Genomic DNA, 22,079 nt, shown 5'->3' with positions numbered 1-22,079 from the left:
CAGAGAATTATTGTACACAAACCGGCAAGCATGGATGTGCTTCATGAGGAGCGTAACCTGCTCCAGAGAAGGATACATTCGATACTTGTAGCCTTGAAGCATACAATTGCGATTGTATATTACAGTATCATATACTTATCTGTAGCAGTATGCCTCAGATTAAAAGGGGCTCTGCTTTCATCCCAGGCCTAAAGACCAAGGTCTTCACGCTCTGCCCCTTTACCCCACAAGATAAAAAATATCATTTTGTTCATATTTGTTGTGTTCTTATCGCACACGGAGTACCTGCAACCGTCCGACCGATTGAAAATTTCCGGCGTTCGGGGCGGTATATCATGGCCTGGCGTGAAGGCTATCCTGCCGGTATCTTCGGGGTCTGGCCGGTGCCAATCCTGTGATCCTCAAAGGTGAAGAGGAAGCTGGAGGAACGGCGACGGTACGATCTCAGGTCCGAACGCCCTCTCCATCGTCGTCCCCCAGAGGAATAACAAGCGGATGGCCCCGGTACCACTCTATGGCGACCTCCAGTCCGTACACCTCCTCGATCACGTCCGGTCTGATCACCTCTCTCCCTCCGGCGGCGAGTATGGTCCCTCCCTTCATGAAGATGAACCGGTCTGAAAATCTGAGGGCGAGGTTCAGGTCGTGCATCGTCATGACAGCCGAAACATGGTGGTTGCGGACGATCGCGGTAAGAATCCTGAGGATCTCCATCTGGTTCCTGAGATCCAGACTGTTCGTAGGCTCGTCGAGGAGGAGCAGCCGCGGCTCCTGCACAAGCGCCCGGGCTATTGACACCTTCTGGAGTTCTCCCCCGCTCATCTCATCGATATAGCGGAGCATAAGGGGTTCGAGGTGCATCCGTCTGATAACGTCGTCGACGATCCTCATGTCCTTCTCTCCGGGACCAAACCTGAGATGCGGTTTTCTCCCGAGAAGAATTGCGTCGAATGCCGTAAGGCGGCCTGTCTCGCTCCGCTGAGGGACATACCCGATTTTCCGGGCGATCTCCAACCTCTTCATCGCGAGCACGCTCTCCCCCGCGACCTCGACCGCTCCCCCCGAGGGCCGGAGGATGGTGTTGATGCACTTGAGAAGAGTGGTTTTCCCGACGCCGTTTGGCCCGAGTATCGTGAGAGTCTCGTTTTCCGGCAGACGGAAACTGACGTCTTCAAGGACGGGCGTGCTCTGGTACTCGAACCTGACACCTGCAACCGAGAGGATCATCGCCCGGTCCTCCTGAAAACCATCCAGAGAAAGATCGGCACGCCCAGAAAGGTGGTCAGGATGGCGACCGGCAGGACGCGGGGTGAGATGATCAGGCGGGCGGCAGTGTCCGAGGCGAGGAGCAGGACGGCGCCTGCGACACAGGAAGCCGGGATGAGAAAACGCTCGTCATTGCCGATGAGACGGCGCATCATATGAGGGCAGATGAGGCCGACGAACCCGATAACGCCGAGGAACGAGACGGTCACCGCCGTCACCAGGGAGGCGGCGACCATGCCTGTGAGACGGACGCGTTCCACCTCCACGCCGAGCGCCTTTGCCGTCTCGTCCCCGGCGTCGATGGCGTTGTAATTCCAGCGGTTCAGGATGAAGTAAATCACCGAAGCCGCGACGATCACGGCTATCAGGGTGAGAGAACCCCATGTCGCCCTTCCCACATCTCCGAAAGACCAGAATACCACGGAAGCAAGTTTTGTGTCGTCGGCGAAGTACTGGAGCAGCATCGTCCCGGCCGAGAAGAGTGAGCCCAGGGCAACACCGGCAAGGATCATCGATTCGGGGGATGCCTCTCTCATGGTGGAGAGCAGCAGGATCACGCCGGTCGCAAGGAGACAGAAGGCAAATGCCGTTGCGGTGGTCATCCATGGATTGGTGACGGTGACGATATCGGTGCCGGTGCTGCTGACCGTCCCGGCCCCGAGGACGATGATGGAAAATGCAGCCCCAAATGCACCGGCACTGGATATTCCGAGGGTGAACGGCGACCCCAGGGGGTTCCGGAGGATCGATTGCATGGCCGCGCCTGCAACGGAGAGGCCGATGCCGGCGCATACCGCGGCGAGAACCTGGGGAAGCCTGATATTCCAGATGATGGTGTTGTACTTATCTGAGATCGTCGTTCCCGTCAGGGTCCGCACCACATCGAGAGGCGGGATCGCAACCGCCCCGACCGATATGGATATGATGACGAGGATGAAGAGAATGAGGAGACCTCCAAGGATGACCGCATATTTCCTTCCGATATACTGGTTGTACTCCTTGGGAGCGAAATCCGATGTCAGGTGCATTGCCAACTCCTTATCCGACCTGTGATGATATCCGTGTGAAATCGTCGGTTCCGATCTTCCTTGCACGAATGATCCGTGAAGACGGGTCGGCGGCGCCGGGGCGATAGACGCGTTCGACTGCAAAATCACTGGCTTTCAGCATGTCGCAGAAAGTATCGGTCGAATAGATGCGTTCCTCCTCTTCGGTGAGCGAGAACATGAGGTCGAAGAAGACGGCGGCCGCGTCCTCCCCGATGTCGTCGATATGCAAGTGCTTTGAAACGAAGGTGCCGCTGTCTCCGAGGGCGGCGTGGATCCTGCGCAGCATGTGCGTCACCTGTTCCCGTCCCCCATACAGCACGTCGGATGCGAATATCAGGTCATAGTCCGAACCGAGGCTATCCGTGGTGAAATCACCGGATAACGTCGTGACCCGGTCGGCATGATGTCGGGCGATGGTCGGGTTGGTGACGCGCTCGACGACATGGGGCAGGTCCATGACGGTTGCGTGCAACCCCGGACTCATCCTGGTGAAGGCGATCGAATAGAGGGCATGTCCTCCCCCGAGGTCGAGCATGTTTTTTGCATCCATGAATGCGGGATCGTTTTTCATCAGTTCTGCCGTTCGTTGCAGACTCCCCCCGAGCGCTCCTTCGGCCATTGCAGAAATGAACTCTTCGTTGAAGAAATTCTCCCTGTCCCATTCCTGTCTGGCCGGCCCCTCTTTCATGATCTCCGGCAGGCGGTTCCAGAGGGTGTGTCCGGCTGGAGCGTTCAGTTTCATGAGATTTCCCTGATAGTACGGTGACGATTGTACGAGAAATGTCTTTGAAATGGCCGAGAGCCCGTACATAGTGTCGTCACAGTGCAGAAATCCGGCCGCCGCCAGTGCGTCGCAGCACTTTTCTGTCAATTTTTTATGCAGGCCGAGGGATTCGGCCACTTCTCCGGAAGTTTTAGGCTCGTCAAGAACGTCAAAGATTCCCAGATCCAGTGCGGATGAAAGGAGATGGAATGTCTCCACAGACCGGATGATATCCCGAAGTGTCCCGGCATCGACCGGTGGAGACTCCTGGAGATCCCGGGGGGTCGCGGGCGCCTGTTTCGTCATTACGTTGTAATACACATCATTATTTTTATATTAACTGATATGAGTTTGTATAATTGAAGTATTCCTGGCGGCCTCGCCCCGCACGATCCGTTTCATCCTGGAAAACTGTCGAATACGGCGCAAGGTTATGAAAACTCGTGTTTTCCCGTATTTTTCTGCGGGGGCGAAATGAAAGGATGGCCGACCTCCCCGGTGCCCCCGTCTCCGGAAAATAAAATGACATATTTTTTAAGTATGTATCAATATTTGTGATCATATCCTACACAAATCCATAAAAATTCCATTTGGTGATACAATGGCATCTCAAAAAGCAAATCGTGTCGTGGTGGTTCTGGCTCTGGTCCTCCTTTTCGCGCTGACAGAACCCGCCTTTGCCGCGGGAGCAGAGGTCAGCCGGAGCATTGGAGATATGCCCCACTCGTATCAGAGTTTTGATGTGGTGTTGACCATCTCGGGTCTTGAAGCCGGAGGGATTGTGGAGACGCTTCCGGCAGGGTTTACCTATGCGGGTTCGTCGCTCTCCGACGATCAGGTGAAAGTGTCCGGGAGGAATGTCATATTTTCCGTGATCAACACCGATGAAATCACGTACACCGTAAAGGCGCCGTCTTCAGGGACCGGGGTCTTCAACGGTGTCTGGTATGATCCCCTTGCAAAGGTGAACGGGTCGATCGGAGAGACACCGGTCATTGTAATAGACACACGCGGTGATGGCGGGGATTCCGATTCCGGCAGTTCGCAGGAGTCGTCGCTCCCGGGCAGCAGTCGGGTTGAGGGCGAATCCTCGTCTCGTCTCGTCCTTGCCGCGGGCGAGTCCCAGAGTGCGACCTTCGAGGATTCCTGTATCTCGAAGATCACGCTGGACGTCCTGAAAGGATCCGTCAGCACGACCCTGGTCGTCGGAGCGGTCTCTCTCCCTTCGAACACGGGGGAGGCGCCGGGCGTTGCGTACCAGTACCTCAACATCACCGCCCCCGATATGACCGATGCCAACGTCTCGGCGACGATCCTGTTCCGGGTGAATCGGTCCTGGATCGCAGACGAATCCATCGATGAAGAGACGATCACCCTCTACCGTTACAATGGTTCATGGACCGCATTACCCACGTCTTTTGTCCGGGAAGACGACGACTATCTCTACTTTGAGGCAACCAGCCCGGGTTTTTCTGTGTTTGCAATCAGCGGCGAAAAGGCGGCGCTTGCCTCGGTCACGACGGTGTCGTCCAACGCCGCCGCCGTTGCAACGAAGACCGTGACGGCGGCAACGGTGAAAACGCCTGCCGCCACTGAGACGACGCCGGTACAGTCCGCGGTCGGGGTCTTCGGCAGTGCAGGGGGGCTTCTTGGTGCGGCGGCCCTCGCGGGCTGGAGACGGGAGATGAAGAGATGAATGAGGGACGGTGGTCAGGCATGATAATTCCAGGCAAAAACAGATGGTCTGTGTGTATTATGGCGTTGGCGCTTCTCTGTGCCATGGTGGCTGCGGTAAGCGCCGGCATTCCCGGGGACACCGACGACGATCGGTGCGTCTCCGAAACAGAACTGGCAGATGCGATTATTCCTTTTATGGAAGCGACGTTCCTCGGCGAGGCGACGCCCCACCTGGACAAAGACGACCTGCAGTCCGCAGCCAGTGCATGTCTCCGCAACACCTGGTTCGTTACCGACGATCTCGGACGCCGGGTGGAGGTGCCGACATCGCCCGAGCATGTCATCTGCTCGAACGCGGGAGCTCTCAGGTACCTCACCTATCTCCAGGCAGAGGACCTGATCGTCGGCGTGGATTCCATCGAAGCGCAGGTGCAGCAATATGATACGCGCCCCTATGCCATCGCTAACCCTCAGTTCAAGAACTATCCTGTCTTCGGAGAGTACCTCGGAAGGGACGATCCGGAAAAGATTGTTGCGCTCGACCCCCAGCCGCAGGTCATTTTCAAGACATATGTCTATCAGGCCGCGGAGGCGGATGCACTTCAGGAAAAAACCGGCGGTATTCCGGTCGTGTGCCTGAACTACGGGGATCTCGGCGTCTACCGCAGCGATGTGGACAGGGATCTCCGCCTTATGGGATCGATCGTCGGCAAGGAAGAGCGCGCGGAGGGGGTCATCGAGTTCTTCGATTCGACGATCGCGGACCTGAACAGCCGGACGGAGGGCGTGCCCGACTCTGAGAAGAAGAGCGTGTATGTCGGAGGCATCGCGTATTACGGCCCGCAGGGGCTGCAGTCGACCGAACCTGCCTATCCCCCCTTCATGTTCGTCAACGCGAAGAATGTGGCGGCCGAACTGGGCACGGATCACGCGGAGGTGGCCAAAGAAAAGATCGTCGATTGGGATCCGGAGGTGATATTTGTCGACCTCGGGACGCTCGGTTCCCCTCCGGAAACCTCCGCGCTCAATCAGTTGAAGAACGATCCGGCGTATGCGAACCTGAGCGCCAGAAACTCGGGCGAGATCTACGGGCTGGTCTCTTACAACTATTATACGACGAACCTCGGTTCGGTGATTGCGGACGGGTATTATATCGGAAAGGTGCTCTATCCCGACAGGTTCAGCGATATCGATCCGGTACAGAAGGCGGATGAAATCTATACCTTCCTGGTGGACGACGCCGTCTTTGATACGTTGAACAATGCGTTCTACGGCAAGGGTTTCACAAAACTTACGCTGTAGATCGCATCCGTTCCTGATATCTCAAAGGAGATATCGGGGATTCTTTGTTTTCACGCGATCAATTTCGATATTTTATTATCTGGTGTTATCAATTTACGGTATTGTCTTAAGGGAGTTGACCATGAAGATTGTCGTATGCGGAAAGGGGGGGAGCGGGAAAAGCACCGTCGCGTCCCTCCTTGCAAAAAATTTTGCAAAAAACGGCTTTTCCGTCCTTGTCGTCGACACCGACGAGTCGAACTTCGGCCTCCACCGGCAGCTGGGCCTCGATCTTCCTCAGGATTTTACCGGATACTATGGGGGCAAGCAGGCCGTCATGCAAAGGATCATGGCGGCGGCGCCGGACTATGGTTCGGTCTCGTTCTTTGACGAAGCGTGGGGGCTGGCCGACCTTCCGGCGGGCTATCTCTCGGAGAAGGACGGCGTGAAACTCGTCGCCATCGGGAAGATCCACGAGGCGGGAGAGGGGTGCGCCTGTCCGATGGGGATGCTGGCAAAACAGTTTATCGGGAACCTGAAGGTAAAACCGGGCGAAGTGGTCATCACCGACACCGAAGCCGGTATCGAGCACTTCGGGAGGGGTATCGAGGAGAGTGCGGACGCGGTCCTGATGGTGATCGATCCCTCCTACGAATCCCTCAAACTGGCCGAAAAAGTTGCAGAGTTGAGCAGAAGCATCGACAAACCGGTATTTTTCGTCCTGAACAAAGTTGACGGATCCAGTGAACACTTCATGTGCGACGCCCTCGGCGACCGGCACGCCATCGCCGCGGTGATACCGACGGACCCGTCTCTCGCCGTCGCGGGGCTCAGGGGGGACGAAGTCGAGGCGGACTCCGCCGATATCGAACATCTGGGCCGGTTCCTCCGGGATACCCTGGCCGTGTAATGGCAGGGTGATCTGCGCCCGGCGTGCCGACCCTTTCCCCCTCTCACTCCTTTTTCTTCACCGCGTACCGCAGGTGCACCCTGCCCTTCCCCACTTCCTTCGACCCGATCAACTCCAGGTCGACGGGTGCGTCCACCCCCCTGAACAGTTTCGTGCACCCCGCCCCCGAGATCACCGGCGTCACGACAAGGCTGATCTCGTCGGCGACCCCCGCCTCGATCAGGGCGCCGGAGAGGCCGCCCCCGCTGTCGGTGACGACCCGCGTGACCCCGAAACTTTTCCCGAGTTCTTCCAGCGCCGCCCCGAGGTCCACCCGCTCCGCCCCGCACCTGATGAACGGGTACTCCCTCTCCCGCAGGTACGCGAGGTAGTCATCAGGCGTCGCCTCGGAGACGAGTACGACGACGTCCTTGATATGCTCCATCTGCCGGTAGAAGTGGAGCAGGCCCTTCAGCACCCCCCGGCTGTCGACGAAGACGCCGATGGGGCGGGGGTCGTCGGGACTGACCGCCGGCCTCTGGAGGTCCGCGGGACCCTCCGGCTGATCGATGTCCAGAAACGTCTCGATGCCCGTCCGCGCCGTCGTCGAACCCACGAGCATCGCCTCCGGCCCGAAGGCGAGGAGGAGTTCGTAGTGCAGGCCGATATCGATATCATAGCCGGTGGTCGCGCTGTCGAGACTGACCGTCGTGTGGATGATCACGCGGGGGGACATGGAGGAAAATTCGGCGCCCCCCTATATAATCCGTCCTCGCGGGGCGTGAAACAAAGGTCAGGGGCACGGGGTCTGCGGTATGGTCCGGCCCGTCGTGTACCCTACCCGGCAGATCCGTACATCGTGAAGGCGGAAAAATAGTTCGCCGCAGAAAAAATCGGGGGAGATCAGGCCCCCGCCGCCGTGGTCTCCTCCGTCGTCGTCGCCTCTGTGGTTGTTTCTGCCGCGGTCGTCTCTGTCCCTGTCGTCGCCGTCGTCGTCTAGGGCATGGTCACGTCAGGCGGCAGCAGCACGGCATCGATGCCGTGGATCACGCCGTTCGTCGCCATAATGTCGGCCTCCACCACGGTTGCGCCGTCCACCGTCACCGTGTCGCCCGACACCGTGACATTCAGCGTGCTGCCCTCCAGGGTCGTGAGAGAGGTGACATTCTTGAGATCGGCCGCCGTGTACGTCCCCTCCACGACATGGTAGAGGAGGACCGGTTCGAGCAGGGCCGGGTCGGCCCGGATCATGCTCTCCTGGTCCTTCGTGATGCTCGTGGCGAAGGCGGTGCTCTCCGGCGCAAAGAGAGTATAGGGCCCCCCTGTTGCGAGCGTCTGGTCCAGTCCGGCAAGAAGGAGCAGTTCGCGGAGCACCGAGTACTGCGGCATCGTGTTCAGGGTCCTGAAGATGTCGGTCTCATTTCCGGTTGGAACTGTCGTCTCCGTCACCGTCTCCGTCACCGTCGGCGTCTCTTCAGTGGTCGTCGCGGTGGGCGTCGGCGTCGGCGGGTCCCTGCTGCGTGCATCCCGCTATGAGCACTGCGCCGAAGCAGAGCATCACAAGCGCAAAAATAACCACTTTTTTCATCACATCCCCTCCGTATTCCGGGCTCTTCTCGGGACATATGACACACATTATAAATGTATTTGCATGCGTGCGACGACCCCGGCACCTCCGTCACTTCGTCAGCGACCCCCCGATGAGCCCGCCCACATAGTCGAAGGGGTCGAGCACGTTTCTCCGGGACACTCGCGACGTCCCCCTCTCTCGTTTTGCCTCCCCGAAAAAACCTGTGCTATGTTCCGTACTGCATCTCCAATGTCCATATCATTTAAATGAAAAATATACGTTCAACAAGGTCATTATTAGAATCTATCGGTCAAAATACCAACATATATATGTAACAAAATGGAATTGCGAGCGTATCGGCCCCCCGTGAGGCGTGATCTCATTCGGCATCCGGGGAAGCTGACGTTCAGTTTATTAGGAGGCTTGAAATGAGAAATATCCCCCCCTTTCTGAAAGAAGTACCTTTTTTTGTCGTCCTGCTGGTGGCCCTGGCCTGTATCATCGGCCCGGTCGCCGGCGAGGACGAGTCCACGGTTCCGCCTGAAACGCTGGCGCCCGTTGAAACGGTCACGAACACCATACTCCCGGTAGAAACGGAGACGCCGCCGGATGCGGCGCTCGTCCTCTCGATTGCCGCCGACCCGCCTGACGGCCCGGTGCCGCTCACCGTGCGTTTCACCGGGACGGCGACGGGTCCGGCGGTCGACATCTGGGAGTGGACAATCGACGGCGTCGCGGCGGGAAACGGCCCTGACCTTACTCACACTTTCACCGGGGCCGGCACCTACACCGTCGCCCTCACCGCAACCAACGCGAGCGCACACCTCGCGAACACCACGTCGATCGAGATCGTCGCGGAGGAAGAAACACCCCTCATGATAGCCGCCAGGGCCGGGGTCATCCACCCCCGCATCTGGAATGTCTCGAAGATCGAGGGGAGCGGTAACGTCACCAGTCTCTGGGAGATCGGGGATCAGATCGGAGACGGTGACACCATCCGCATCTGGGGCATGGCGGAGAGCGCGGCGGACCGCGTCTACGAGAGCGGCATTACCATCAACGTCCCCGACGTGATGGTCAAACAGTGGGAAGGTTCGCCCGCCCAACCCCTCATCGCCGGCCCCTCGGCGGTCGGCCCCTCGGCGGTAGCAACGATGTCCCCCGGCCCCTCGGCACCGGCCTTCGCCGTCACAGCGGACAACACGACCTTCCGCGGCCTCAACATCTCCGGCAACGCCGCCGGGATCTACGCCGCCGGGGATCCTGAAGACCACATCAGGGGCCTCACCATCGCAGAATGCACCTTCGTCGGGAATGGGGCAATCGGCGGTCCGAGTGTAAATCCTGGTGGCGGTGCGCTCTATGCCGAATATGTCGACGACCTCCGGGTCGAGAGGACAGAGTTCACCGAAAACAGTGCGGAATATGGCGGCGGGGCATACTTCAGCGGGTGCGATAATGCCAGGCTCGCCGACACGATCTTCACCGACAACAACGCGGCCTTCGTCGGCGGCGGGGCAGTTTTCGAGATTTGCGAGAACGCCACGGTCACCGGCACCGCCTTCACTGAAAACGAGGCAGAGAAGTATGGCGGCGGGGCGTACTTCTGGGGGTGTGCGAATCCCACGCTCACCGACGCCACCTTCACCGGCAACAACGCAACCTCCGGCGGCGTTCCGACTGTCGTACCTACGGTCGCCAGCAGAGGGTCAGAGATCTCCGGCTGCGGCGGCGGGGCATACTTCAGCGGGTGCGGTAATGCCAGGCTCGCCGACACGATCTTCACCGGCAACAACGCGACCCGTGGCGGTGGAATCTACGCCACGGGGAATGTTGAAGTCCGCATTCGGGGCCTCACCATCGCAGACTGCACCTTCACCGGGAACGCGGCGAACGGTGATGCTGCCGGCGGTGCGCTCTATGCCCGGTACGTTGATGACCTCCGGGTCGAGAGGACAGAGTTCACCAACAACACCGCAAACGAAGGCGGCGGGGCATACTTCGGGGACTGCGAGAACGCCATGCTGACCCGCACAACCTTTGAAAATAACAGGGCAGAGTATTTCGGCAGCGAGCCAGCTCTCGGACCGAAGGCCGCCAGCAGAGGGCCGGATTGTGTCGGCGGCGGGGCATACTTCAACAGGTGCAACAATGCCACGGTCACCGACTCCGTCTTCACATGCAACAACGCGACCTACGGCGGCGGAGCAGCGTTCGGGGGGTGCGAAGAACCCACCATCACCTGCACTATGTTCACCGGCAACGCGGCAGAGGAGCTCGGCGGCGGGGCAGTTTTCGGGGGGTGCGATAATGCCACGGTCACCGACACGATCTTCATACACAACACCGCAATCTTCATGGGCGGCGGGGCAGTTTTCGAGAGTTGCGAGAACGCCACGGTCACCGGCACCGCCTTCACTGAAAACGACGCAACCAACGGCGGCGGGGCAGCGTTCGGGTGGTGCGAGGACACCACCATCACCGGCACCACCTTCATCGGAAACACCGCGACCGACCACGACGTCGAGCTGCGGAGTCTGGAGTCCTCCGAAGATGAGTTAGAGAATTCCGGCGGTGCGGTCTATTTCTATTGTTGCGAGGACACCGCCATCACCAACTGCCGCTTCGACAACCCCACCAACATCTATGCAGAAGATGACTTTGAAGCGCGTGGCTCTGAAGAAAGCGACATCATGGAACGTTTCTCCGCCGTCCTGAACACCACCCGCACATCCGGCACGAACATCGCGGGCGGGCCGTACCTCGGCGGCAACCTCTGGCTGACTGACCCCGCCCAGAACATCTCGGAGTGGTGTGCGGACGCCGACTTCGACGGCATCTGCGACGAACCTCTGACCATCGCCATGAACAACGGCGAGGAATTTGGCACCGACTACCTTCCACTGGTGTACGGCGGGACGGTGGCGATCGCCTCGACGCCCGCGGGGGCGTCCGTCCACCTTGACGGCAGGACAATCGGCCACACCACCGGCACCTCCCTCTACCTCCCTGTCGGCGACCACACCATCACCGTCACCCTCGACGGCTATGTGACGCCTGCACACAGGGTGGTGACAGTCGTGCCGGGGGAGACGGTGCCCGTCTCCTTTGCCCTCGAACCCGTCTCTCCCCCCTCCGGTTCCGGCGGCGGGCGCTCTGACCTCTCCGCCGCGTCCGCAGGACAGATCCTCACCGGCGGCAACGCCTCCCTGACATTCCCGAACCGGGCGATCTATGAGATCAGGGTGACGGCCGGCGAGACCATCCAGACGATCTTTGTCACCATCGAGCGGAGCGGCCTCCCCTCCGGCGTCGACGCCCCGGCCGGCACGATCTTTGAGTACGACGAGGTGACGATCTACCACACGACCGACGACGCCATCGAGGGCGCCCTCATCCTCTTCAGCATCCCGAAGGCGTGGCTGGCAGAGAGCGGCCTCGACCCCGCGGACGTCGTGCTGTACCGGTACCACGACGGCGCCTGGCAGGCCCTCCCCACCGAGGTCGTGGATGAGGACGCAACCTCCTGGCACTTCTCGGCCCGGAGTCCGGGCTTCTCCCTCTTTGCGATCGGCGGCGACCCCGCGCCCGTCGAGATCAAAGCACCGGACGCCGGAGCACAGGCCGGGACGACCGAACCCCTCCCGCCCGTGACGTCGGTCGAACCCGCCTCTCCCCCGGCGGAGACACCGCAGCCCTTCCCCACCATGATCCTCCTCCTCTGCGTGGCGGCAGTCATCCTCATCGCGGCAGTCTTCCTCTGGAAGAGGAGATAAAACCCAACACTTTTTTTCGGAGCATCCCCCTCCGTCACTTCGTCAGCGACCCTCCGATGAGCCCTCCCACATAGCCGAAGAGGCCGAAGAGCGGGAAGAGGGCGACGACGATGAAGAGCGTCGACCCGAGGAACCCCAGGTAACTGATGTCGCCCGGAGCGGTCTCGATGCCATACACCAGGATGGCGGCCGCCAGCACGACCGCGTTCAGGAGGCCGACATAAACGCCCGCTTTCCCGCCGTTCTTTGCGCCCCCTCGCACGATCCAGCCTGCCACGATCCCCCCGGCGAAGGCGCCGCCGATGGTGATGAGGTAATTGATGACAAGCGCCACCAACAGCCCGCCTATCACGCCGACCCAGAACTTCTGCGAATCTGATTCGTTCATGGAATTCGTCCTCCTGGCCATCGGCATCCGGGAGGGTCCGGCAGGAAGCAGTGTCTGCACGGAGGAGATCGCGTTCCCGGACGCGTGGCAGGCAGGAGATATTCACGACCGTATATAAATGTGGGTGGACCGCCGCCGGGGCCGCGGTGCCGGGCAGATGCCCGGTTTTCGGGAAAAGTATAATGCCAATCTCGGGGTACTGCCCCCGGTAGCGGACCGCCGTCTGGCGTACGACGAGGGCGGTCCGGGAGAGAAAGAGGCGAGAGATATGTTGCGAAGAAGGGGAGAAGTCGCCCGGAAGGGCGGAGAGGAAGCGGCACACCAGTATAAGATGAAAGAGAAACTCGTCTCCATCGGGGACGACTACTGGATCGAGGACGCCGCGGGAAAAAAGACCTATAAAGTGGACGGCAAGATGCTCCGGCTCAGGAACACCCTGGTGATCCAGGACAGCGACGGGAAGGACCTCTACAAGATCCAGGAGAGGATGCTCCGCATCAAGGACACCATGGAGATCGAAAAGGCCGAAGGCGGCACGGCGGCCACGATCAAGAAGGCCCTGATCTCTCCTCTCCGGGACAGGTGGACGGTGAAGATCCCGGACGGCGAGGACTGGAGCATCCAGGGAAACATCCTGGCCCACGAGTACAGGATCGAGGCCGGACGGGAGAAGGTCGCCGAGGTCTCGAAGAAATGGTTCCGTATCCGGGACACCTACGGCGTGGAGATCGCACCCGGCCACGCCGCCGCCCTTGTCCTGGCGATCACGGCCGCGGTCGACCAGATGGCGCACGACTAGGCGGCCGGGGACTCCGGGGAGCATTATATCGTCCTGCCTCCCTTCCCCCCCTGGGGAAGGGGTATGGGTGCGGGAAAGGATTACGAAATAGAGCCTGAAGGGGGCTCGCCAGGTGTTCGGGCGGGTGTGGGCTCGTCCCGTGTCGTCATGGAGATGCTCGCGTCCTCCAGCGGCTGGCTCTTCATCCTTGCCGTGATCGGGTCGGCCCTGGTTTCGGTCAGTCTCTTTGTCTTCGGGTTCGTCCTCACCGTCCTGACGGTCCTTGAGACATTCACCGCCCTCAGTTTCGAGCCCGCGGCCCTGGAAGCACTGCTCTCCATTTCCATCAAGATCATCGACATCTTCCTCGTGGCCACGGTCTTCTATGTCATCTCCCTGGGCCTGTACGAACTCTTCATCGCCAAGGCCCCTCTCCCTGGCTGGGTGGAGATCCGCGACCTCGACGATCTGGAGACCAAACTCCTCGTCGTCGTCGTCATCGCCCTGGCCGTGCTCGTCCCGTGGCGGGTCGTCACCTGGAAGAGCGATGCGTCGACCCCGATCCCGGACGTCGGGCTTGCCGTCGGTGTGTCCATTCTCGCGATATCGGGATACCTGTGGGTCAGGAGGTGACTGCAAAACTATATCCCGCTCCCTCCCCCTCGGGGAACCGATGGCATACCGGCCGACCATCGACGACGAGTCGGTGATGAGACGGTGGATGGGCATCGAGGCCGGGCGGATCAACGACGCCCTCGTCGCCGAGAGAAAGACCCTCGCCCGCCTCCTCGACGAGAAAGTTCCGTCGTCGACGACGAAGGGAGGGAAGGAGTACGCCTTCGATCGCGACGTGATCAGAACTCTCGGCGACCGCCTCCCCCGCGAGATGCACGACCGCCTCTGGCTTCCCATCGTCTTCTCCTTCTCGCCCGAGGTCAGGGACAGTTTTTACCTCAGGGACGGGACGGCCCTCCTCGCCCTCAAGACTCTCGGCGAACTCGGCGCGATGCGCGAGTTCCATAAAGGGCGGCTCTGGGTCTCGAACGCGATCGTCTACGCGATGATGAGCAAGTACCCGACCGTGATCCAGATCGGGATCGGGTGACCTATCTCCCGAACCTCCGCACGAGAGCACAACAGACGGCCAGTATCCCGGCGAAGAGCAGGAGGACGGCGAGATCGTCGGCGGTGAGGACGAGGTACGTCGTCTCCACCTGGGCCTCCCCCTTGGCGCCGTGGCCGCGGGCGTCGGCCTGGACACGCAGGAGTTCCTGAGGCGTCGCTGCGGCGCGATAGTCCGCCGGCGTGGCGTTGAGGGCGCTGTCATTCCCGAAGGGCGTCAGGTTCACGAGGGGAAAGGACGGCACGGCATCCTGAGCTAGGGCCGGCGCGGCGAGCAGGGCCGGGAGGAGAAGAAGTACGACGGTCTGGAGGCGCATGCGGGTGTGCATCCCCTTTTTCCTCATCGGCATGGTCCTATGTATACCTGCCGCTTCCCCTCCGGCGAACACCTTTTTCGTCGTATCGCTGCGGTACATCTCTCTGCCCTCTTTTCCCGGGGACAAACCGATTTTCGCCCATTTTTTGGGGTGAAAACGTCTTGTGCATCCGGCTCATGATCATCTCCCTCAGCAAATTATATATGGTGATATTATAATTCATGCCAGATGTACCATGGCTGATATTATCGTCACCATTGGCCAGGTCGGCGGAAGCGTGATCGCATTCCTGCCGTACCTTGTCGCCGCAGTGATCATCCTGATCATCGGCTGGATCGTCGGGCGCCTGCTGGGTTCCGTCGTGTCGAAGTTCCTGGACCGGATCGGCGTGGACGACGCCCTCAGAAAGACCGGGCCCGGCGAGGCGGTCGAGAAGAGCGGTCTTTTGATCGTCCATCTCTTCGACCTGCTCGTGCGGTGGGCCGTCTACCTGATCGCGATCATGGTGGCGGCGAGCGTCCTCCAGATCGAGACTCTCTCGCGAGTGATTGCCGCTATCGTCGCCTATCTCCCGAACATCGCGGCTTTTGTGATCATCCTCATCGCCGGCCTGATCCTGGTCGACTTCTTCGCCGATGTCCTGGAAAAAATGAGTTCCGCGGCAGAAGTCGCCCTGGCCGGGCCCATGATCATGGGACTGCGGGTCTTCCTCTACTTCGTCGTGATCATGCTCGCACTGACCCAGCTTGCCATCGACCTGACGATCATCTACGTCTTCATCGGACCTGTCGCCTGGGGTGTCGGGCTCGGGATCGGCGCCGCTATTGCAATCATTGTCGGCTTCGGTCTCAAGGACCGGAGCCCGGAGATCATGGACCGCCTGCTTTCGCAGGAGAAAAAATAATTATTTTTCCGGGAGAGGCGAGATGGAGTTCTGGAATGATGTGCCTGTTTTACTCGTGTGCCTGGAGGACTTCGGCATTGGGGGCGTTGTTCCTGACACTCTCTATTCCTTTCAGGCACGACTCCTTCGACTTGTAGCCCTGGCTCGTGGCGATGACCTGGCCGTTTGACGCCTTGAGCCTGAACCTGAATTCACCGGACTTCTCCTGGTAGACTTCGAATTTCCCTCTGGGCATGGTTCCACCGATGATAGGGTTGAATTGTCGCTATAAATATCTTTTTATTTTTCCCGAGGATTATTCGGCCATCTCATGGACGGGTCGCCGTCCTGTTTCGTCACGCCTATGTAGAGTGTGCGCCAACAGAGTGGTGATGCACCTTACCTGCCCTGCCTGCGGATGTTCCTTCGAGTACACCGGACGGGCGACATTCTTCACCTCCTGCCCTGCCTGCAAAAAGCGGGTCACGATCCGGAGGAGGAAGTCGGAAACGAGCGACTTCGGGGTCTCGAAGCGGGAGTGCCACGACGCGAGGGCTTTCTACGGCCGCAAGATCTATGCGGCGGCCGGGGCGGGCGGGGAAGGTGGACAGGGGGAGAACGACCTCCCGCCGGGCGTCAGGAACGCGGTCCTCTGCCGGGACAGCAGGGACCTGGCCCTGATCCCGGACAACAGCGTCCACCTGATGGTGACGTCGCCGCCCTACAATGTGGGCAAGACCTATGACGACGACCTGGACATGGAGGAGTACCTGGCCCTGCTGCGGGCGGTCTTTGCGGAGACGTACCGCGTGCTCGTGCCGGGCGGCCGGGCGTGCGTGAATGTGGCGAATGTGGGGAGGAAACCGTACATCCCGTACCACAGTGCGATCATCGGGGTGATGGCGGAGATCGGGTTCCTGATGCGCGGCGAGGTGATCTGGAACAAGGCGACGGGGGCCGGGATCTCGACGGCCTGGGGGAGCTGGCGCTCGGCCTCGAACCCGACGCTCCGGGACGTCCACGAGTATATCCTGGTCTACTCGAAGGGGTCGTATGCCCGGAAGAAGGGGGAGAGGGAGGACACGATCGGCAGGGAGGAGTTCCTGGAGTGGACGAAGAGCGTCTGGACCTTTCCGACGGAGTCGGCGCGTAAGGTAGGCCACCCGGCGCCTTTCCCGGTGGAGCTGCCGTACCGCTGCATCCAGCTCTACACGTTCAAGGGGGACGTGGTCCTGGACCCGTTCGCGGGCGCGGGGACGACGGGCGTGGCGGCCCTGCGGGCGGGCCGGGACTTTGTCTGCGTCGATTCGGACGCGGGCTACGCGGAGCGTGCGAAGGAGCGCCTGCGGGCCGAAGGCTGGGATGGCTGAGGAGGTGGCGACCGCCCGCCTCCGCCTGGTCCCGGCGACGGCGGCGCACCTGACGGCTGACTCCGCGGCCCTGGCCTCTCTCCTCGGCGCCGCGGTCCCGGACGCCTGGCCGCCGGAGACTGTCGAGGATGCCATCCCGACGTTCCTCTCCTGGCTGACGGAGGACCCGGCGAGCGAGGGCTGGAACCTCTGGTACATCGTCTCCCCCGATGGGGTGCTCGCGGGGTCGTGCGGTTTTGTCGGCAGGCCCTCGCCCGATGGGGAGGCGGAGATGGGCTACGCGGTCCTCCCGGCCTTCCGGGGCCGCGGCTATGCGACCGAGGCGGCGGCGGCCCTCGTTGAGTGGGCGTTCGCGCACCCTGCGGTGACGTGCGTGACGGCGCAGGCCGACCCGGCGAACCGCGCCTCGGTGCGGGTGCTGGAGAAGGCCGGGTTCGTGCCCGACGGCGCCGGGGACGAGGGGTGCGTGCGGTTCGTATTGTGGGAGCGAAACCTATAAAGACAGTTTCAATCGCTTTCAAAACTGGTTAAAAAGATGTGATCCAGTAGGGAGGGTCTGATCAGGTATTACGGACTGTGTAATGATCAATGTATGTACATACATTCCTCTTTTATCAGATCGAAAGAATGCAGAGCGCTGGCGGTTGTGAAGGAGTGCTGGTGCGTGTGGCTATAGTTTTTGCTCTCTTGTGAAAACGATTTTTCAAAGTGCCATTTATGGGGATGAAAACTCTAACTGTCATGACCTAGTATGCGTTTTCGACGCCGGTTGAAAAAGGGTCAAGGGGGATATGGCGAGATAGTTGTCTGGGAACTACTACTACCATATCGGGCTGGATTTTATATGAATTAGATCCGGTTATTTCAGAGAGATGATAAAATAGATTCGTGGTTTTTTATCGTATCCGCACTCTTGGCATAACTCTCTCTCTCATTTGATTGTACAGATTAATTTGAGCTGAATGTCGAAGAGTAACTACCACCGAATAGTTCTGTGTGAAGTCTTCATCGTCTATCCATGTACCTCTACATAAAACTTCAAGGACTAGGGGTTTTGATGCATCAATCTTTGGAAGTCTAGTGTAAATGCGCGTACCTTTTTGATGAATACCCTTTGAGCGAGCAGTTTTTTTTGGGAATAATTCTATCTTTGGTATTTTACCTCTATCTTCTTCCTCTTCCGATTCGGCCAACACCTCCTCTAGTGACCGGGGTTCGATTTCTTGAAGATCAGTATCCTTATATAATGTAAATTCCATTTTAGTTCCGAGATAGTCCATTCTTGTCCTTCTAACTGGGGGATTGTATACAAGGGTTACTGAAATTTCACGCTCTCCGTCTGTTTTAAGAAAACTTTCTGGAAGATAAAAGTAATAGTAATGAATTCCTTTGATTTTTATTCTATTTTCTGAGAACAGGAGCACGCTGTTTGAATTTGAGTCTGTGGCATAAGCAAAATCTGGTTGGCCATATCCGTATGTGTTATTAATCAATTCCAGTTCACTTGCGGGGGATCCGGATCCAAATAATGCAATATTTAATGGCTCCGGTCTATCGTCGGGGATACGAGCGGAAGCAAGTAAAAATGCTTTTATTGTGTTAACTGTGTATTGTGGATATTTTTTGTGTAATCGAGCCAGGTAATTAGCGACTTTCGGAGATGAAAAACTTGTTCCACAATCTGTAGTAAGCAGACTCCTTTCTTCTATCCATTTCGGATTTAAGACGAAAACACCCGTTTGGGCTATCTCCATCATATAGGAAGAGGGAGCAGTATAGGGATATGTTCCTCCTATCTCAACAATTTCAGGCTTTATCATTCCGTTCAAACCAGGTCCTGTTCTAGTAAATGGAGATGGATACCCAGTATGAGGAACAAGGCGGCTTTCTAATACTTGTGAAACATAATCTTGGGTGATTGAACCCACTGTTATAGCATAGACAGATGAAGCTGGTTCAATAATTTTGTTATCCTCTGTATCTTCACAGAGATAATGGGGGTATCTATCTGGGTAATCCAATGTTATGTTGTTACCCGCTGAAACAACGAATATTAGATCCAACTCGTGAGCAAGTTCATCGATAAAAGCAGCAAGTGGTGGTTGCTGTTTCCCTTTATACATGCACGACGCTTCGTTTCCAAATGAAATATTTACTACTCGAACATTATGATGGCGACTAATTAGCGATCGGATCGCATAACTAAGTTGATTCTCTAGAAGGCTCCTGTCATCGTATGTTGAATATACCTCTCCTGTTTCTTCGTCTTTCGCAGCGTACATCACCTTCGCTGATAATACCCATACTTCCGGATGAAAGTTTTTTTCATCACGGCACTTTTTGATGTCGCCATATAATGCTACACCTGCAACCTTAGTACCATGACCTACATCATCAACTGTTCCACGTTCAGGGGGTACACCAATTGCATCGCCAATGCCGTTTTCAAGAAGAGGGTGACCAGATGAGATTCCACTATCCAAGACAATAATCGCTGGATCATTGGGATCAGGGGGATAGCCTGTATCAATCTCACTTAGTGGTATGCGTAATTCTTCTTGACGAAAATAGACCGGATGAGGAGGACGATCGGCACGACTTACTTCAGGAAGGGATAAAATTTCGTTTAATGTTTCTATATCTATTCTTACTCTGATTAAACATAAACTATTGGTGATTATTTTATCTGTTAATTCTCCTCCTTTTGCTTCGATCAACTTTTTGATTCCGTTGATCGCGTCGGTAAGTCGCTTACTTTCCATTCTCCATAATTCAAGGTCGAGATATGCTTTTTCATCGCTTTCTAACGGCCTTTCGACTAGACTCTCACCAACCTTATCTTCTGGGGGGATTGGTTCAAATGACTCAATTAGATCAAAAGTGTCTCCATATCGTGATTCTCTGCCATATAAATTAATTTTTTCAATTATTTTCTGAAAATCTCCCGTTTCTGAGAGTGAGATTCTATAACTAATACCCCCATTTTTTGTAGGAGATGGAGAAATATATTGGATGTCACAACGTTTTAAAAACTGAATAAATTCTTTTTCACTAACTTTTGAGTTCAATTTGATTCTAAAAATTAGATTGGGATCGAGATAGTTTGAATATTCTGTCTTTTTTCTTTGATGCTCTTCTTGCATCTTGTTTAAATTGCAAATTTGAACCTCTGCGAAACCCTTTTTATCATCGCGTTTAGGACGATCAAAAGAGTGTCTTTTATTTACCAGTGTAAACTCTGTTTCATAATACGAAAGTGGAAGATGTTCTGACATTAATCATACCTTCTCTCGAATTGAAATCATTTCTTTTTGCCTTATTATTGCTCTTTCAATGTCATCCTTTGTAACTCTTTTCCTTTTATCTAACAGTGTATTTTTCATCGCCCTATTGGCTACTTGTTCGATATCGGAGCCAGAAAAGTTATTACTCTGATTTGCAAAGGAGGCGAAATCTATGGTGGTGTCTCGTGGGATGACACTCATTTTTTTTTCATATAATCGTATTCTCGACTCTGTATTGGGTAATTCAAATTGAATTATATCATCAAAACGCCGCCAAACGCCACTATCTAATAACTGGGGGTGGTTTGTGGCGGCAATAAGGACGCTCTCGCCTTGATAATCTTCAAGCATCAACATGAAATTGTTAACTACGCGTTTAATTTCACCGTGCTCCGTTGGGTCATCACGCTTTTTCCCTATAATGTCAAATTCATCAAAAAGTACGACCCATCTTCCGCTTTCGATATAATCAAAGACTTTCCTAATGTTTGCAGCGGTTTCACCTAGAAATGATGAGATTAGAGATTCAAATTTTACTACTAAGAGTGGATAACCAATTGCTGAAGATAATACTTTTGCCGATAATGTTTTTCCTGTTCCTGGAGGACCATAAAATAGCAGTTTATTCTTTGGTTTTAATCCATAATTGGATAATATATCCTTATTTTTTATTTCGAGTGGGATTTCCCGAAGTCTTTCTTCCACTTCTTGAGAAATAATCAGATCAGACCAATCGCTAAATGGTTTCTTAATTTCTAATAATGGAAACCCTTTTTCATTATCGCGAGGAATTGGTTGTGTTCGAAATGATAGTGTACTCTGATATTTTGATTGGTCTTTAAATTGATCTTTAATTATTTTTCTTAATTTTATCGCTACAAGGTGGTGGTTCAGTTGCTCTTCATGCTCTATTATTTCTTGCGCTACTTGTTGGAACAACCTCTCGTCTTTTGTAGCGAACGCTTGAAATAGTCTTTCAATATCATCGGAGTTCATTTTTGTCCCTACCTCATACCACTACCACAGATGGTGAATGGAGGATGATCCTTCGATTATCAATTAAATGATGTAACTAGTTTTAATAATCATAAACGTATCCTGTGCGGGGTGAATCTCTCTAATTGTCATTATCTCAATACAAATGGTGATACGCATACTATTTAGTGGTCTTCATCATCTTGTCCTATATTTATACGGCAAAGCCTTGCCAAAGCAGCAAATCTTATCTCTCGTTATCTCTTCTCCTTCACCCACCACAAAAATGCCCCTCTCCTCGCCCTTTCATCCCTCCGTCATGCCTGAAGAAGCATCCACGCCGAATCCGTCGAAAATTCTGCGAGGAAGTCCTCACCACCGTCGACCCCCAGGGAAAAGACCGGTTTTGTCCTGCCTTTGGTGTAAGGGGGGAGAAGGAATGAAAGCGTCCTACAATCCAATACTATCCTCCCTCTTAATATCACCTCGTGCCCTTTTGGGAGTGATGATCTCCGAACTCGTACCCTGCACGATGGTCGAGCAGGAGGGAGGCGGCCGATGACCCTCCGCGCCTATGCCGACCTGCTGCGCATCCACTTCGCGTTCGCCTGGCCGCTCCTCTTCTGCTCGGGCCTCTTTCTCGCCTTCGGCACGTACGGCGGTTTTTCCTGGTCTCTGGTCGTCACGGCCG

21 protein-coding genes and 1 pseudogene are annotated in these 22,079 nt (G+C 56.5%); 10 read left to right on the top strand and 12 right to left on the bottom strand.

The window, feature by feature from the left end; all coding sequences use genetic code 11:
* The 5 genes and pseudogenes from PHP59_RS05685 to PHP59_RS12675 all read right to left on the bottom strand — a co-directional run.
* Positions 1 to 78 (bottom strand): helix-turn-helix domain-containing protein (locus PHP59_RS05685; protein ID WP_300164922.1); only part of this gene is annotated, 78 nt, incomplete at its 3' end.
* Between the two features lie 366 nt (positions 79 to 444).
* Positions 445 to 1,227, bottom strand: coding sequence for an ABC transporter ATP-binding protein (locus tag PHP59_RS05680; RefSeq protein WP_300164919.1), 783 nt, complete (start codon positions 1,225 to 1,227; stop codon positions 445 to 447).
* Positions 1,224 to 2,294, bottom strand: coding sequence for an iron ABC transporter permease (locus PHP59_RS05675; RefSeq protein ID WP_300164916.1), 1,071 nt, complete (start codon positions 2,292 to 2,294; stop codon positions 1,224 to 1,226). The genes PHP59_RS05680 and PHP59_RS05675 overlap by 4 nt, the downstream gene beginning before the upstream one ends.
* A 10-nt stretch (positions 2,295 to 2,304) precedes the next feature.
* Positions 2,305 to 3,057, bottom strand: coding sequence for a methyltransferase (locus PHP59_RS05670; protein WP_300164913.1), 753 nt, complete (start codon positions 3,055 to 3,057; stop codon positions 2,305 to 2,307).
* A gap of 30 nt (positions 3,058 to 3,087) precedes the next feature.
* A pseudogene (locus PHP59_RS12675) lies at positions 3,088 to 3,384 on the bottom strand (methyltransferase dimerization domain-containing protein); the annotation flags it as partial.
* Between the two features lie 295 nt (positions 3,385 to 3,679).
* Here PHP59_RS12675 and PHP59_RS05665 point away from each other — a divergent pair.
* The 3 genes from PHP59_RS05665 to PHP59_RS05655 all read left to right on the top strand — a co-directional run bounded on the left by PHP59_RS05665 (position 3,680) and on the right by PHP59_RS05655 (position 6,946).
* Complete coding sequence (locus PHP59_RS05665; RefSeq protein WP_300164911.1) at positions 3,680 to 4,774, top strand: PGF-pre-PGF domain-containing protein; 1,095 nt, start codon at positions 3,680 to 3,682, stop codon at positions 4,772 to 4,774.
* A gap of 83 nt (positions 4,775 to 4,857) precedes the next feature.
* Positions 4,858 to 6,057, top strand: a complete 1,200-nt coding sequence (locus tag PHP59_RS05660; protein WP_300164908.1) for an iron ABC transporter substrate-binding protein — start codon at positions 4,858 to 4,860, stop codon at positions 6,055 to 6,057.
* 121 nt (positions 6,058 to 6,178) lie between these two features.
* On the top strand, positions 6,179 to 6,946 hold the full coding sequence (locus tag PHP59_RS05655) for a P-loop NTPase (RefSeq protein ID WP_300164905.1): 768 nt from the start codon (positions 6,179 to 6,181) through the stop codon (positions 6,944 to 6,946).
* Positions 6,947 to 6,989: 43 nt separating this feature from the next.
* Here PHP59_RS05655 and PHP59_RS05650 read toward each other — a convergent pair whose 3' ends face one another.
* Positions 6,990 to 7,661, bottom strand: coding sequence for a dihydrofolate reductase family protein (locus PHP59_RS05650; RefSeq protein WP_300164902.1), 672 nt, complete (start codon positions 7,659 to 7,661; stop codon positions 6,990 to 6,992).
* A gap of 260 nt (positions 7,662 to 7,921) precedes the next feature.
* A complete protein-coding gene (locus PHP59_RS05645; RefSeq protein WP_300164899.1) occupies positions 7,922 to 8,386 on the bottom strand; it encodes a fasciclin domain-containing protein in 465 nt (154 codons plus the stop codon).
* A 537-nt stretch (positions 8,387 to 8,923) separates the two neighbouring features.
* Between PHP59_RS05645 and PHP59_RS05640 the strand changes: the two genes are divergently transcribed.
* On the top strand, positions 8,924 to 12,271 hold the full coding sequence (locus tag PHP59_RS05640; protein WP_300164896.1) for a PGF-pre-PGF domain-containing protein: 3,348 nt from the start codon (positions 8,924 to 8,926) through the stop codon (positions 12,269 to 12,271).
* Positions 12,272 to 12,305: 34 nt separating this feature from the next.
* On the opposite strand, the gene PHP59_RS05635 is transcribed toward PHP59_RS05640, so the two are convergent.
* Entirely contained in the window at positions 12,306 to 12,659 is a 354-nt protein-coding gene (locus tag PHP59_RS05635; protein ID WP_300164893.1) for a DUF5518 domain-containing protein, read from the bottom strand.
* Between the two features lie 268 nt (positions 12,660 to 12,927).
* On the opposite strand from PHP59_RS05635, the gene PHP59_RS05630 reads away from it, so the two are divergent.
* From PHP59_RS05630 to PHP59_RS05620, 3 genes are all read left to right on the top strand, one after another.
* The gene (locus PHP59_RS05630) at positions 12,928 to 13,458 is read left to right on the top strand and encodes an LURP-one-related family protein (protein WP_300164890.1); all 531 of its coding nucleotides are present in this window, start codon (positions 12,928 to 12,930) and stop codon (positions 13,456 to 13,458) included.
* A 63-nt stretch (positions 13,459 to 13,521) separates the two neighbouring features.
* Positions 13,522 to 14,070, top strand: a complete 549-nt coding sequence (locus PHP59_RS05625; protein ID WP_300164887.1) for a YqhA family protein — start codon at positions 13,522 to 13,524, stop codon at positions 14,068 to 14,070.
* Between the two features lie 40 nt (positions 14,071 to 14,110).
* A complete protein-coding gene (locus tag PHP59_RS05620) occupies positions 14,111 to 14,542 on the top strand; it encodes a DUF61 family protein (RefSeq protein WP_300164884.1) in 432 nt (143 codons plus the stop codon).
* A 1-nt stretch (position 14,543) separates the two neighbouring features.
* On the opposite strand, the gene PHP59_RS05615 is transcribed toward PHP59_RS05620, so the two are convergent.
* Positions 14,544 to 14,888 carry a hypothetical protein gene (locus PHP59_RS05615; protein ID WP_300164881.1) on the bottom strand — a complete coding sequence of 115 codons (345 nt, stop codon included), beginning with the start codon at positions 14,886 to 14,888 and terminating at the stop codon, positions 14,544 to 14,546.
* A 223-nt stretch (positions 14,889 to 15,111) separates the two neighbouring features.
* On the opposite strand from PHP59_RS05615, the gene PHP59_RS05610 reads away from it, so the two are divergent.
* On the top strand, positions 15,112 to 15,780 hold the full coding sequence (locus tag PHP59_RS05610; RefSeq protein ID WP_300164878.1) for a hypothetical protein: 669 nt from the start codon (positions 15,112 to 15,114) through the stop codon (positions 15,778 to 15,780).
* A gap of 49 nt (positions 15,781 to 15,829) precedes the next feature.
* Here PHP59_RS05610 and PHP59_RS05605 read toward each other — a convergent pair whose 3' ends face one another.
* Positions 15,830 to 16,015 (bottom strand): YegP family protein, encoded by a 186-nt coding sequence (locus tag PHP59_RS05605; RefSeq protein WP_300164875.1) that lies wholly within the window; start codon positions 16,013 to 16,015, stop codon positions 15,830 to 15,832.
* A gap of 136 nt (positions 16,016 to 16,151) precedes the next feature.
* Here PHP59_RS05605 and PHP59_RS05600 point away from each other — a divergent pair, with 136 nt between their 5' ends.
* Together PHP59_RS05600 and PHP59_RS05595 are read left to right on the top strand one after the other, a co-directional pair.
* Positions 16,152 to 17,129, top strand: a complete 978-nt coding sequence (locus PHP59_RS05600; protein ID WP_300164872.1) for a DNA methyltransferase — start codon at positions 16,152 to 16,154, stop codon at positions 17,127 to 17,129.
* Positions 17,122 to 17,628, top strand: a complete 507-nt coding sequence (locus PHP59_RS05595) for a GNAT family N-acetyltransferase (protein ID WP_300164869.1) — start codon at positions 17,122 to 17,124, stop codon at positions 17,626 to 17,628. The genes PHP59_RS05600 and PHP59_RS05595 overlap by 8 nt, the downstream gene beginning before the upstream one ends.
* A gap of 397 nt (positions 17,629 to 18,025) precedes the next feature.
* On the opposite strand, the gene PHP59_RS05590 is transcribed toward PHP59_RS05595, so the two are convergent.
* On the bottom strand, positions 18,026 to 20,404 hold the full coding sequence (locus PHP59_RS05590) for a S8 family peptidase (RefSeq protein WP_300164866.1): 2,379 nt from the start codon (positions 20,402 to 20,404) through the stop codon (positions 18,026 to 18,028).
* A gap of 3 nt (positions 20,405 to 20,407) precedes the next feature.
* On the bottom strand, positions 20,408 to 21,409 hold the full coding sequence (locus tag PHP59_RS05585) for an ATP-binding protein (protein WP_300164863.1): 1,002 nt from the start codon (positions 21,407 to 21,409) through the stop codon (positions 20,408 to 20,410).
* Between the last annotated feature and the right edge of the window lie 670 nt (positions 21,410 to 22,079).

Origin of the sequence: Methanofollis sp. (genome assembly GCF_028702905.1) — an archaeon.
Lineage (GTDB): Archaea > Halobacteriota > Methanomicrobia > Methanomicrobiales > Methanofollaceae > Methanofollis.
This window is presented reverse-complemented; position numbering and strand designations above follow the sequence as displayed.

Coding starts and splice junctions, on each gene's coding strand:
- PHP59_RS05680 (WP_300164919.1), bottom strand. CDS start 1,227: ATGATCCTCTCGGTTGCAGGTGTCAGGTTCGAGTACCAGAGCACGCCC.
- PHP59_RS05675 (WP_300164916.1), bottom strand. CDS start 2,294: ATGCACCTGACATCGGATTTCGCTCCCAAGGAGTACAACCAGTATATC.
- PHP59_RS05670 (WP_300164913.1), bottom strand. CDS start 3,057: ATGAAACTGAACGCTCCAGCCGGACACACCCTCTGGAACCGCCTGCCG.
- PHP59_RS05665 (WP_300164911.1), top strand. CDS start 3,680: ATGGCATCTCAAAAAGCAAATCGTGTCGTGGTGGTTCTGGCTCTGGTC.
- PHP59_RS05660 (WP_300164908.1), top strand. CDS start 4,858: ATGGTGGCTGCGGTAAGCGCCGGCATTCCCGGGGACACCGACGACGAT.
- PHP59_RS05655 (WP_300164905.1), top strand. CDS start 6,179: ATGAAGATTGTCGTATGCGGAAAGGGGGGGAGCGGGAAAAGCACCGTC.
- PHP59_RS05650 (WP_300164902.1), bottom strand. CDS start 7,661: ATGTCCCCCCGCGTGATCATCCACACGACGGTCAGTCTCGACAGCGCG.
- PHP59_RS05640 (WP_300164896.1), top strand. CDS start 8,924: ATGAGAAATATCCCCCCCTTTCTGAAAGAAGTACCTTTTTTTGTCGTC.
- PHP59_RS05635 (WP_300164893.1), bottom strand. CDS start 12,659: ATGAACGAATCAGATTCGCAGAAGTTCTGGGTCGGCGTGATAGGCGGG.
- PHP59_RS05630 (WP_300164890.1), top strand. CDS start 12,928: ATGTTGCGAAGAAGGGGAGAAGTCGCCCGGAAGGGCGGAGAGGAAGCG.
- PHP59_RS05625 (WP_300164887.1), top strand. CDS start 13,522: ATGGGTGCGGGAAAGGATTACGAAATAGAGCCTGAAGGGGGCTCGCCA.
- PHP59_RS05620 (WP_300164884.1), top strand. CDS start 14,111: ATGGCATACCGGCCGACCATCGACGACGAGTCGGTGATGAGACGGTGG.
- PHP59_RS05615 (WP_300164881.1), bottom strand. CDS start 14,888: ATGCACACCCGCATGCGCCTCCAGACCGTCGTACTTCTTCTCCTCCCG.
- PHP59_RS05610 (WP_300164878.1), top strand. CDS start 15,112: ATGGCTGATATTATCGTCACCATTGGCCAGGTCGGCGGAAGCGTGATC.
- PHP59_RS05605 (WP_300164875.1), bottom strand. CDS start 16,015: ATGCCCAGAGGGAAATTCGAAGTCTACCAGGAGAAGTCCGGTGAATTC.
- PHP59_RS05600 (WP_300164872.1), top strand. CDS start 16,152: ATGCACCTTACCTGCCCTGCCTGCGGATGTTCCTTCGAGTACACCGGA.
- PHP59_RS05595 (WP_300164869.1), top strand. CDS start 17,122: ATGGCTGAGGAGGTGGCGACCGCCCGCCTCCGCCTGGTCCCGGCGACG.
- PHP59_RS05590 (WP_300164866.1), bottom strand. CDS start 20,404: ATGTCAGAACATCTTCCACTTTCGTATTATGAAACAGAGTTTACACTG.
- PHP59_RS05585 (WP_300164863.1), bottom strand. CDS start 21,409: ATGAACTCCGATGATATTGAAAGACTATTTCAAGCGTTCGCTACAAAA.